Origin of the sequence: Enterococcus sp. DIV2402 (assembly GCF_017426705.2) — a bacterium.
GTDB classification, from domain to species: domain Bacteria; phylum Bacillota; class Bacilli; order Lactobacillales; family Enterococcaceae; genus Enterococcus_F; species Enterococcus_F lowellii.
Map to the genome: position 1 here is coordinate 1,574,605 of NZ_CP147251.1, position 11,833 is coordinate 1,586,437.

The following is an 11,833-nucleotide window of genomic DNA, read 5'->3' on the forward strand; positions in this document are numbered from 1 at the left end:
TTGAGAATTTTTTAGGTTGAATGGTTTCTTTATGTTCGTGAAAACGTTAAGTATAAAGTATAATGGATTAGATGCAAAACTCAAGGAAAGAAGATGGTACGATGGAATTTATTGAACTACTCATTATCATTGCATTAACAATTACTTTCTCAAATATTTTAAGTAAAGTAATGCCCACAATCCCAATCTTTTTTGCCCAAATTTTTCTAGGCATTCTCTTAGGGATGTCAAAATATGGACATGAAATTACGTTTGAACCAGAGATTTTTCTGGTGATGATTATTGCGCCTCTCTTGTTTCGAGAAGGAGAAGAGGCGAATATTTCTTCGATTGCTAAGAATTTTTCCACAATTTTATTTTTAGCATTTGGTGGAGTTATTTTGACTTTATTAGCAGTCGGATTTACGCTTCACACATTCTTCCCAACGATTCCTCTGGCCGCTTGTTTAGCGTTCGGAGCAGCTTTAGGACCGACCGATGCGGTTGCAGTTGGTTCGCTCTCTAAAAAACTTAAAATGCCTGATAAAGTTATTAATATTTTAAATGGTGAAGGCTTGTTAAATGATGCGTCGGGTGTAACAGCCTTTCAATTTGCTGTAGCAGCATTATTAACTGGGACTTTTTCTGTGTTAGATGCGTCAGTCACTTTAGTTTTATCTAGTATTGGTGGAGCTTTAGTCGGGATTGGTGTTGTGTGGGTCAAAAATAGAATACTTAATTTCATTGAACAAGCAGCAGCTAAAGATGTGATTAGCTATTTATTAATTGAATTGCTCTTACCCTTTGTTGTCTATGTTATTGCAGAAATTATGGGTGTTTCAGGAATTATTGCAGCCGTAGTTGCTGGTGTTTTACAATCGAGAAGCCATCAGCGGGTGACACTATTTGATGCTCAGTTAGCTAATGTATCTGAGAATATTTGGAGTACGATTGGTTTTACTTTAAATGCACTGGTATTTTTATTTTTAGGAATTGAATTATCAGAAGTTGTTTCACCTGTATGGACAGACCGAACGTATTCAAATGGCTGGCTATTGATGATCGTCTTACTAATTACTGCAGTCGTCTTTTTAATTCGTTTCTTGTTTGTTGGTGGGTTTTATTTAGTAAAAGAACATCGTACTACTGAAAAAACAACCTTGCGTGAAATTTTATTGCTGACTTTTGGTGGCGTAAAAGGAACGGTCAGCTTAGCAGCTATTTTTATTTTACCATTATCTGTAAATGGCGTTGTATTTGAGCAGCGTGCGTTGTTATTATTTTTGACTGCCTGTGTCATTTTTGTTAGTTTAACCATTGGGATGTTAATCTTACCACTTCTTTCCGATGGAGAATATGAACGACCAATTGATTTAAAAGAACTAGAAGTATTAAACGCAGTCATTAAATATTTACAACAAAAATTAGTAAAGAATTCTCTTTCAGAAGAAGAAGAAACCGCTATTGAAGCAATTGTTGATCAGTATCGAATGCGAATATGGGAGATAACAACTGAAGGCATGACTGAAAGTGATCAGAAAAAAGTGCAAGAATTGCAAGCATGGACGTTGACGATTGAGCAACAAGGCTTAGATGAAATGTACCAAAAAGGTGAAATTAGTCAAACAAGTTATGCTATTTATAATCGATTGCTAGATCGTTATGAATTCAAAAATGAAAAAAAATTCTTGTCATTTATTAGTTTATGGTTATTAATCGGTCGTCGTTTATTACGTATGTTATTACATCCAAAACGTTTCTGGCATTTAAAACGTAACCGAGATTTTCCGAAAAACCCTAAAATTAATGTCAATGAATTGAAATATATTTATGATATGAATACTTTACGTATTAATCAACTATTAGAATCAAAAGAAGAAAAAGTCAGCAAAACGGTTTTATCATTTCTTGTTGGTCGTCGTGAAATGTTATTGAAACGTATGTATCATCGGAATGTGGTATCAATGGTTTCGATTGAAAAAAGCTCGATTTATGAACGCGAACTATTAAATGGTTATACGTACGAACGTCGAACAATCGACGAATTTGAACGGGAAGAGAAAATCTCTTCTTTATTAGCCAATAGTTACCGTCAAAAAGTTAATTTGTTAGAATCATTCGCTATTAGTAAAAATTTACATTAAGCTTAACGAGTTTAGGTTATAAGTACACACTATAAAAATATTCGAACGATAAAGAGAAAGCGCCCGCTAGTCAGCAGAAACACACTCTATATCGTTCGAATATTTTATAGTTAACAGACTTATATCAAGAGCTCGTTTTGTGTTACAATAGCGAAAGGAAATGGAGGGGATTCTGTGAAGGAATTAAAAGTAAGTGAGTTGACTAAAACTTACGGAGAAAAAACGCTTTTTGATCAGATTTCCTTTTTAATTCATGAGAGAGATCGTATTGGATTAATCGGAGTAAATGGAACGGGAAAAACCAGTTTATTAGGAATTTTATCAGGAAAAGATAGTGGTGATGGTGATCGCCAACAAGTATTTTATCCGAGTGAGTATCGTATAGGTTATTTGTCACAAAATACTGTTTTTGACAACAATCAAACTGTTTTAGAAGCAGTTTTTCAAGGGGAAAGCGAACAATTAAAAACAGTGAAACGATATGAAAAAGCCTTATTAAATCTTGAAATAAATGGTTCGGATGCCAATGCTCAAAAAGAATATACATTAGCTGAAGAAGCGATGAATGAAAAAGATGCCTGGTTAACAGATACCAATGCAAAAATTATTTTACAGAAATTAGGCATTCATCAATTAGATAAATTGGTCAGTGAATTATCTGGTGGACAGCAAAAACGTGTAGGTCTAGCTCAGGTTTTAATTGATGAACCAGATTTATTATTATTAGATGAACCAACCAACCATCTTGATTATGAAGCCATTCAATGGTTAGAAGGTTATTTGAATCAGTATCGTGGGGCGCTATTAATGGTGACGCATGATCGTTATTTCTTAGATCGTGTGACTAATCGTATCTTTGAATTATCTTTTGGTAAACTTTATGAATATCAAGGAAACTACGAAGCTTATGTATTCGCGCGTGCAGAACGTGAACGAGTAGAAAGTGAACAAGAACAAAAACGTCACCAGCTGTACAAACAAGAATTATCTTGGATGCGTGCTGGAGTTAAAGCACGAACGACTAAGCAGCAAGCCCGAATCAACCGCTTTGAAGATTTAAAAGAGAATCTTCATCAAGTGAAAACAAATGGGGAAGTTGAAATTGATATTGCAACGAAACGCTTAGGAAAAAAAGTGTTAGAAATCAAAGATGGCGTGTATCATATTGAAAATCAAGCCATCTTGAATCATTTTGATTTATTGATTCAAGCTAGAGAACGCTTAGGAATTACTGGAGAAAATGGTGCCGGAAAATCAACATTGTTAAATATTTTGGCAAGACGTTTACCTTTAGAGCAAGGTGAATTAATTGTAGGTGAGACTGTTCGTTTAGCCTATTATACACAGCAAAACGAAGCAATGGATAATGAGCAACGGATGATTGCGTATTTACAAGAAGCAGCAGAAGAAGTGAAACGTAGTGATGGCACACAAATTAGTGTGGCTGAAATGTTAGAGCGCTTTTTGTTTCCACGTTTTATGCATGGGACAAAAATTGGCAAACTATCTGGTGGTGAAAAACGCCGCTTATACCTATTGAAACTATTGATTGGTCAACCAAACGTCTTACTGTTAGATGAGCCAACGAATGATTTGGACATCGATACCTTAACTATTCTTGAAGATTATTTACAATCTTTTCCAGGGGCTGTTATTACGGTGTCGCATGATCGTTACTTCTTAGATAAAGTAGCAGAAAAACTGCTGATTTTTAAAGGTCAGGGGCAAATTGAGGCCTATTTTGGTTCGATTAATGACTATTTAACAGAAGAACCCAAAGAAGTAGTTGTTAAAGTCAAGTCGATTGAAAAACAACCAGAGAAAAAAATTAAAAAGAAATTAAGTTATATGGAGAAGAAAGAATGGGAAACCATTGAAGATGATATTGCTAAATTAGAAGAACAAATGGATCTTTATACAGAAGAAATGAATCACCAAGGTGACAACTTTACGAAGCTACAAGAGTTACAACATGCGCTGACAGAAACGGAAAAATTGTTAGATGAAAAAATGGAACGTTGGGCGTATTTAAGTGAACTAGCTGACGAGTAGGAGGAAGATAAATGGAACAAGCATACCTTGACTTAGGTAAAAAAATTCTTGAAGAAGGCAATCAAAAAGGTGATCGGACAGGAACAGGAACAAAAAGTATTTTTGGTCATCAAATGCGTTTTGATTTGCAACAGGGATTTCCTTTATTAACGACTAAACGTGTTCCTTTTGGATTAATTAAAAGTGAGCTATTATGGTTTTTAAAAGGTGATACGAATATTCGCTATTTATTACAACATAATAATCATATTTGGGATGAGTGGGCGTTTGAACGTTATGTTAAAAGTTCTGACTATCAAGGACCCGATATGACAGATTTTGGTCGTCGTTGTCTAATAGATGAAGAATTTAATGAAGTGTATCAAAAAGAATTGGCAGCTTTTTGCCAAAAAATTGTAGACGATGAAGCATTTGCGAAACAACATGGTGATTTAGGAAAAGTATATGGTTATCAATGGCGCCATTGGGAAACGGTCAACGGTGGTTTTATTGATCAAATTCAAGATTTAATCAGTATGATTAAAACAAATCCTAATTCGAGACGTTTAATTGTTTCAGCGTGGAATCCAGAAGATGTTCCTACAATGGCACTGCCTCCATGTCATACGATGTTTCAGTTCTATGTGAATGATGGTAAATTAAGTTGTCAGCTATATCAACGGAGTGCCGATGTTTTTTTAGGAGTTCCTTTTAATATTGCTAGTTACGCTTTGTTGACGCATTTAATTGCTCACGAAACCGGCCTTGCAGTTGGCGAATTTATCCATACTTTAGGTGATGCTCACCTTTATAATAATCACTTTGATCAAATGAGTGAACAATTAACACGTGATGTACGACCTGCGCCTAAATTGATTTTAAATGAAGACAAACAATCAATTTTTGATTTTGAAATGACAGATATCACACTTGAAGGATACAATCCACATCCAACAATTAAAGCACCAATTGCAGTGTAGGAGAAAGAAGGGAAATAAATGTTAGTAGCACTTTGGGCACAAGATAAAAATGGTCTCATTGGAAAGGATAATCAACTTCCATGGAGTTTGCCAGCAGACTTAAAATTTTTTAAAGAAACCACCATTGGTAATACGATTGTAATGGGAAGAAAAACATTTGAAGGAATGGGAAAACGTGCGTTGCCCTCTCGTCAAACAATTGTTCTAACGAGAGATAAGAATTATCAAAGCGAAGGCGTTTTAGTTATGCATACCGTAGAAGAAATTCTTGACTATGCTAAACAATCAGGTCATCCAGTCTATATTATCGGTGGAGCATTAATTTTCAAAGATTATTTACCTTATTGTGACCAATTACTTCGAACGATGATTGATGAAGAATTTGATGGTGACATTTATATGCCTGAAATTGATTGGTCTCAGTGGGAATTAGTCCAATCAACAGAGGGTGTAGTAGACGAAAAAAATAAATATGCACATCGATATGAAACATTTGAGCGCAAATAAAAAGAAGCAGTTCGAGCATCGAACTGCTTCTTTTTTAAGTGAAAAATAAAACAGAAAAATACATCAGACCTGCGCCTAACATGACAAATAAATGCCAAACAACATGCATAAACCGCACATGTTTTAAGCTATAAAACAAGGCGCCTACTGTATAAGAAACACCGCCACTGGCTAATAGAATAGTTCCCCAAAGTCCAAGCGACTGTGTCAATGGTTGAAAAGCGAATAAACATAACCATCCCATAATGATGTAAATAACAGTTGAGATTTTCGAAACGGTTTCTTGCTTGTGCAGGGTAATGGATTTGTACACGATACCACTGATGGCTAACAGCCAAATCGCTACAAATAAGGTCCAACCTAACCATCCTTGGATGCTTAATAAACAAAATGGCGTGTAGCTACCAGCAATTAATAAAAAAATCGATGCATGATCAAAGACTTGAAAGACTTTTTTCGCTTTGGTAAAAATTAAGCTGTGAAACAAGGTAGAAAATAAAAATAACAAAATCATCGTGGAACCGTATAACGCATAAGAAACGACATGAATTGGCGAGCCTAAATGTGCGCCTTTGACTAACAAAATGACCAGGCCAGCGATACTAAGTCCAAAGCCTACACCATGTGTGACGGCATTTAGTACTTCATTGACGATGAGATATTTACGAGTAAATTTAGATGTTTCCATAAATGGTTGCCTCTTTTCATTTGGAAATTAGTTAAGTTAGATGAAAAATTAATTTTTGTTTGTTATACTAAAGGGAAGAAATGGTTCATTAGTATTCTAACACGAAACAGGACCAGTGTTAAAGAGAGAGTGAAAGAAGAATGGGAAATCTTAAGATAGTTACTGATTCATCTTGTACAATGAAAAAAAGTGTGAGAGATCAGTTGAATATTCATGTAGTGCCATTATCAGTGATGATTGATGGTGTGGTGTATCGTGATGACGATCAGCTACCTGGAGAAAAATTCATGGAAATGATGTCAACTTCCAAAGAGTTACCAAAGACCAGTCAACCGCCAATCGGTGAATTTGCTGAATTATATGATGAATTAGGAAAAGATGGTAGTGAAATTTTATCTATTCATATGACCAAAGCATTAAGTGGAACGGTTGAGGCTGCTAGACAAGCAAGTAACCTTTCAAAAAGTAACGTAACAGTTGTAGAAACTGATATGACAGACCAAGGACTATCTTTTGCAGTGATTCGAGCAGCAGAATTAGCACAAGAAGGAAAAAGCTTAAATGAAGTTTTACCAGTTGTTCAAAATATTTTAAGCAATACAAAACTATTTATTGGCTTATCGACATTGGAAAATCTAGTAAAAGGTGGTCGAATCAGTCGTGCAAAAGGAATGCTGTCTAGTTTTCTAAATATGCGTGTTATTATGGAATTAAAAAATTCTGAATTAATTCCAGTCGTTAAAGGCCGTGGTGTCAAGACATTTAACAAATGGTTTGAAGAACTAAAAAATGAGTTAAAAAATAATCCAGCAGTCAAGCAAATAGGAATTTCCTATGCAGGTGGGTTAGAGCAATCTGAAAAATTCAAACGTGAATTGCAAGAAATCTTCCCTAAAATGGATATTTGTTTGTTGCATACCACACCAATTATTGCTACGCATACAGGTGAAGGCGCATTTGCGATTATGTATTATACAGAATAGTCGAAGAAGTTCATTTGAATGTACGCTTCTAGGTTAGATCGAACAATCTAACTTAGAGGCGTATTTCATTTTAGGTGTTTTTTGTTTAAAAATAGTTTATTAAAAGAACGCTTAGTATGTTTTTTTATTATTTTCTGATAAAATAGCAGAGAAATCAGAAGATGGAGGGACGCAAACGTGAAGATTCAAAAAATAATAGGACCAATTATTGTGGTTTTTTTACTGGCATTTTTGACTTTTTTGGTCCTTCAACAAGCTTTTCCTAAAGTTCAACCAAGGTTAAATGGGACAAGCCAAGTTGCTACAGAAAAATACAAAGAAACGATTCGTTATACTGCTTTAGGGGATTCCTTAACAGAAGGCGTGGGTGATGATACGAAACGTGGCGGTTTTGTACCGATTGTCGCCAATGATTTACAAGAAGAATTTCAGTTAACCAGTGTCGAAGTTGAGAATTATGGTGTCGCAGGTGAACGTAGTGACCAAATTTATAAACGTTTAAAAAAGGAAACTGAGATTCAGAACAATATGGCAGAATCCGACATTATCACGTTAACTGTTGGTGGAAATGATTTAATGAAAGTCATTCAAAATAACATCTTTGGTTTGTCAATGAAGACTTTTGAGAAGCCTTTAAAGAAATATCAAACGCAATTAACTGAGCTATTAACAGAGTTACGAAATTTAAATCCTCATGCACCTATTTATGTGGTCGGGGTGTATAATCCGTTTTATGTCAATTTTCCAGAGATTACAGATATGCAGACGATTGTAGATAATTGGAATGAAGGGACGAAAGAAATTGTTGAAGAAAATGAAAATGTCTATTTTATTCCAATTAATGAGTTGATTGCTTCTGGATTAGGCGAGCCTGCAATCACAGTTCAAACAGAAGATAGCTCTAGAGAAACAGGCAATGATTTGAATATTGTTAAAAATAATGTGTTGTATGATAAAGATAAATTCCATCCGAATAATATTGGTTATCAATTGATGGCTAAAGCAGTTAAAGATGAACTAATCAGCACTAAAAATGAATGGTTACTAAAGGAGAGTGAGTAGATGACCCCCGAAGAAAAACCAAGCACCAAAAAAACTTTTTCGTGGAAAGAATGGAATAAATGGAAAGTTGCTTTTTTTGTATTAATTGGTATTGTAATAGGTAGCAGTATTTTTTTATTCACACGAATTACTGAAAAAAGAGATTTTACAAAACATGATATTCCTGAATTGGTTGAACGTGAAGGCAGTCCAGTTTTAAATATTCGTAGTAATAAAGAACAAATCAATTCACTGATTGATTTTTATTTAGATGAATATCAACAAGATACAGATGTCAAATATGAATTTCGTTTGGAAAATGAAGCATTATTGACGGGTGAATTTAAAATTTTAGGTTTTCCAGTAACATTTTATCTTTATTTTGATCCGTATGTGATGGATAATGGGAATGTGCAATTGAAAGCAAAAAGTTTATCAATTGGGACACTTGGCGTACCGATTACCGAAGTCATGAAAATGATTCAAAGAAACTACGATATGCCCAAATGGATTGAGATCAATCCTAAAGAAGAGACAGTTATGTTGCGATTAGATCAATTCCGTATGCAAAACGGTCTGTTCTTAAAAGCAGATAAAATAAATTTGGTTGATGATGAGATTCAAGTGAGCTTATATTTACCTGAATCCAAAGAAAAGGAGTGACAAAGATGGAAAGAGCTATTTTTGCAGGAGGTTGTTTTTGGTGTATGATACAACCTTTTGATGAACTACCAGGAATTCATTCAGTACTGTCAGGTTATACAGGTGGTCATGTGGAGAATCCAACGTATGAGCAAGTGTGTAGTCATACAACTGGACACACAGAAGCAGTGGAAATTATTTTTGACCCAGAATTGATTTCGTTTAAAGATTTAGTAGAAATCTACTGGCAACAAACAGATCCAACCGATGCATTTGGTCAATTTGAAGACCGTGGAGACAATTACCGTCCAGTGATTTTCTACTTTAATGACGAACAAAAGAAAATCGCCGAAGAAAGTAAGCAAGCCTTACAGGATTCTGGCCGTTTTGATAAACCGATTGTGACAAGTATTGAATCAGCGCAACCGTTTTATCCAGCAGAATTGTATCATCAAGACTATTATAAGAAAAATCCAACGAACTTTGAGCGTAGTCATGCCCGAAGAGAAGCATTTTTAAAAGAGAACTGGTGAGTATATGAGAAGAAGCTTTTATCAGTATTTGATGACGTTGAAAGGACCGAGTCATACAGATGAAGAACAAATTTTTGCAACCGATGCAAGTCATGATATTCAATTTCCTAAGCATACAGACAATTATGATGAAATTTCTAATTACTTAGAAATGAATGTTAATTATTTAGAAAACATGGATATTTTTGATCGAATTTGGGAAAAATATTTAGAAAATAATGCATAAGTAAAGAAGGCGGAAAAGTCATAATAGACTTTTGTACCGTCTTCTTTTTTCTTGTGGTATGATGCAAAGTATAGAAATACTCATGGTATAAAAATGGAGGAAACACATGCAAAATAAACAAATACCTTTTCATAGATATATTATATCACTCATTTGTGTAGCGGTTATTTCTGGTGGCGGCGTATATATTGCCAACAATTCAGGAGTCACATTAGCTTCAGAGGAAGAAGATGAACTACAAAAAGTTCATACCTTGTATCGTACATTACAAGAAGATTATTATCAAAAAGTTGATAAAGATACGCTGATTGAAGGAGCCCTTAAAGGCATGACTGAAGCATTAAATGATCCGTATACAACTTATTTGGGCAAAGAAGAAGCAGAGCAATTGTCAAATTCGTTAGCTGATAGTTTTGAAGGCATCGGTGCAACACTGACTTTAGTTGATAATTTACCTGAAGTTGCACAAGCCCCAGTCAAAGACAGTCCTGCTGAAAAAGCTGGTTTAAAAGTTCATGATAAAATTTTAAAAGTGGATGGAAAAGAAACCATTGGGCAAACCTTAAATGAAGTGGTACAGTCGATTCGTGGCGAAAAAGGTACACAAGTAACGTTAACCATTCAGCGGGCAGACAAAACATTTGATGTTGAAATTACTCGTGGAAAAATTCCAATTGCTTCTTTAATCGCAGAAATGGATGAAAACCAACCGACGATTGGTAAGATTCAAATTGCTAGTTTTAATGAAAGTACTGCACGTGAGTTACAAGAGGCAATTGAAAAGTTGCGCAAAGAAGGAGCACAATCATTTATCATTGATTTAAGACAAAATCCTGGTGGTTATTTAAGTCAAGTTGAAGCTATGGCAAGTATGTTTTTAGAAGATGGTCAAACGATTGTTCAATTTGAAACGGATGACCAAATTGTCGGTTCCAGTAAAGCATCTAGTGACTTAGACGGTGGGTTTAAGGTGACGGAACCTGTTGCAGTATTAGTCGATGGTGGCAGTGCTTCAGCCTCAGAAATTTTTGCAGCAGCGTTAAAAGAATCCGCTAATGTACCTGTAATTGGCACCAAAACTTTTGGGAAAGGGACCGTTCAAGCAGTGAATGGTTTTGGAGACCAGAGTGAGCTGAAAATGACGGTTCAAAAGTGGTTAACGCCATCTGGTGAATGGATTAATGAAAAAGGATTAAAACCGACGATTGAAGTTGATTTTCCAGAGTATGCCTACCTACCACCATTACCGAAAAATGAAACGTTAAAAAAAGGAATGACCTCCGAAGACGTAGAAAATTTAAATACATTCTTACATGTATTGGCATATCAAACAGAAGGCAATACCTTTAATGATGCAACAGAACAAGCGGTCAAAGATTTCCAATCATCCAATAAGTTAAAAGAAACCGGAGAAGTAGATGCCGAAACAGCAGTGGTTATTGAATTGAAAATAACAGACCAACTGCGCAAGTCCGATCAAATGTACGAGAAAGCAGTTGAAGTATTGACGAAAGAGTCGAAACAATGAAAACAGTAAACAAAGACCGCTTTTTTGAAATAGTTTGGATGATTTTGAAATATACTTTTGTTGCCGGAGCACTGGCTATAATGATTCGGGGATTTCTATTGATTCCAGTTCCTGTTGAAGGAAATTCTATGGAGACAACTTTACAGCAAGGAGATATGGTTGTTGTTGAAAAGATTTCTGAGATCAAACGTTTTGATATTATTGTTTTTCAACTATCAGATGGAACAACGTATATTAAACGGGTAATTGGTCTACCTGGAGAATCTGTTAGTTATGCAGACGATAAACTGTATATTAATGGTAAACAAGTTAATGAACCTTTCTTAGAGAAAAACTTGGCAGAAAATGATGAGCCGATTCCTTTCACCTATGACTTTAAATTTGAAGAATTGATGGGTGTAGAAAAATTAGGAAAAGACAGCTATTTTGTTATTGGAGACAATCGACGTTTATCTAAAGATAGTCGCTCATTTGGTGCAATTTCTGAAGAAAACATTTTAGGTAAGGCTCGTTTTGTCTATTACCCATTTACACATATTAAGTTTATTTAG

Annotated in this window: 12 protein-coding genes; 11 read left to right on the forward strand and 1 reads right to left on the reverse strand. The window is 35.0% G+C overall.

Annotated elements, in window-relative coordinates; all coding sequences use genetic code 11:
- Positions 1-101 precede the first annotated feature (101 nt).
- The 4 genes from DOK78_RS07680 to DOK78_RS07695 all read left to right on the forward strand — a co-directional run bounded on the left by DOK78_RS07680 (position 102) and on the right by DOK78_RS07695 (position 5,641).
- Positions 102-2,123: a cation:proton antiporter gene (locus DOK78_RS07680; protein ID WP_207940911.1), complete on the forward strand. Its 2,022-nt coding sequence runs from the start codon at positions 102-104 to the stop codon at positions 2,121-2,123.
- Between the two features lie 174 nt (positions 2,124-2,297).
- Entirely contained in the window at positions 2,298-4,175 is a 1,878-nt protein-coding gene (locus tag DOK78_RS07685) for an ATP-binding cassette domain-containing protein (RefSeq protein ID WP_207940910.1), read from the forward strand.
- Between the two features lie 11 nt (positions 4,176-4,186).
- Complete coding sequence (locus DOK78_RS07690) at positions 4,187-5,134, forward strand: thymidylate synthase (protein WP_207940909.1); 948 nt, start codon at positions 4,187-4,189, stop codon at positions 5,132-5,134.
- A gap of 18 nt (positions 5,135-5,152) precedes the next feature.
- Positions 5,153-5,641, forward strand: a complete 489-nt coding sequence (locus DOK78_RS07695; RefSeq protein ID WP_207940908.1) for a dihydrofolate reductase — start codon at positions 5,153-5,155, stop codon at positions 5,639-5,641.
- Positions 5,642-5,675: 34 nt separating this feature from the next.
- On the opposite strand, the gene trhA is transcribed toward DOK78_RS07695, so the two are convergent.
- The gene (trhA, locus tag DOK78_RS07700; protein WP_207940907.1) at positions 5,676-6,329 is read right to left on the reverse strand and encodes a PAQR family membrane homeostasis protein TrhA; all 654 of its coding nucleotides are present in this window, start codon (positions 6,327-6,329) and stop codon (positions 5,676-5,678) included.
- A gap of 140 nt (positions 6,330-6,469) precedes the next feature.
- On the opposite strand from trhA, the gene DOK78_RS07705 reads away from it, so the two are divergent.
- From DOK78_RS07705 to lepB, 7 genes are all read left to right on the forward strand, one after another.
- Positions 6,470-7,312 (forward strand): DegV family protein, encoded by an 843-nt coding sequence (locus tag DOK78_RS07705; RefSeq protein ID WP_207940906.1) that lies wholly within the window; start codon positions 6,470-6,472, stop codon positions 7,310-7,312.
- 177 nt (positions 7,313-7,489) lie between these two features.
- Entirely contained in the window at positions 7,490-8,374 is an 885-nt protein-coding gene (locus DOK78_RS07710; RefSeq protein WP_207940905.1) for a GDSL-type esterase/lipase family protein, read from the forward strand.
- A complete protein-coding gene (locus DOK78_RS07715) occupies positions 8,375-9,016 on the forward strand; it encodes a YpmS family protein (RefSeq protein ID WP_207940904.1) in 642 nt (213 codons plus the stop codon).
- A 5-nt stretch (positions 9,017-9,021) separates the two neighbouring features.
- Positions 9,022-9,528 carry a peptide-methionine (S)-S-oxide reductase MsrA gene (gene msrA, locus DOK78_RS07720; RefSeq protein ID WP_207940903.1) on the forward strand — a complete coding sequence of 169 codons (507 nt, stop codon included), beginning with the start codon at positions 9,022-9,024 and terminating at the stop codon, positions 9,526-9,528.
- Positions 9,529-9,532: 4 nt separating this feature from the next.
- A complete protein-coding gene (locus DOK78_RS07725) occupies positions 9,533-9,754 on the forward strand; it encodes a YozE family protein (protein WP_207940902.1) in 222 nt (73 codons plus the stop codon).
- Between the two features lie 106 nt (positions 9,755-9,860).
- Positions 9,861-11,282 (forward strand): S41 family peptidase, encoded by a 1,422-nt coding sequence (locus DOK78_RS07730; RefSeq protein ID WP_207940901.1) that lies wholly within the window; start codon positions 9,861-9,863, stop codon positions 11,280-11,282.
- Positions 11,279-11,833, forward strand: coding sequence for a signal peptidase I (gene lepB / locus DOK78_RS07735; RefSeq protein WP_207940900.1), 555 nt, complete (start codon positions 11,279-11,281; stop codon positions 11,831-11,833). The genes DOK78_RS07730 and lepB overlap by 4 nt, the downstream gene beginning before the upstream one ends.

Coding starts and splice junctions, on each gene's coding strand:
- DOK78_RS07680 (WP_207940911.1), top strand. CDS start 102: ATGGAATTTATTGAACTACTCATTATCATTGCATTAACAATTACTTTC.
- DOK78_RS07690 (WP_207940909.1), top strand. CDS start 4,187: ATGGAACAAGCATACCTTGACTTAGGTAAAAAAATTCTTGAAGAAGGC.
- DOK78_RS07695 (WP_207940908.1), top strand. CDS start 5,153: ATGTTAGTAGCACTTTGGGCACAAGATAAAAATGGTCTCATTGGAAAG.
- trhA (WP_207940907.1), bottom strand. CDS start 6,329: ATGGAAACATCTAAATTTACTCGTAAATATCTCATCGTCAATGAAGTA.
- DOK78_RS07705 (WP_207940906.1), top strand. CDS start 6,470: ATGGGAAATCTTAAGATAGTTACTGATTCATCTTGTACAATGAAAAAA.
- DOK78_RS07715 (WP_207940904.1), top strand. CDS start 8,375: ATGACCCCCGAAGAAAAACCAAGCACCAAAAAAACTTTTTCGTGGAAA.
- msrA (WP_207940903.1), top strand. CDS start 9,022: ATGGAAAGAGCTATTTTTGCAGGAGGTTGTTTTTGGTGTATGATACAA.
- DOK78_RS07725 (WP_207940902.1), top strand. CDS start 9,533: ATGAGAAGAAGCTTTTATCAGTATTTGATGACGTTGAAAGGACCGAGT.
- DOK78_RS07730 (WP_207940901.1), top strand. CDS start 9,861: ATGCAAAATAAACAAATACCTTTTCATAGATATATTATATCACTCATT.
- lepB (WP_207940900.1), top strand. CDS start 11,279: ATGAAAACAGTAAACAAAGACCGCTTTTTTGAAATAGTTTGGATGATT.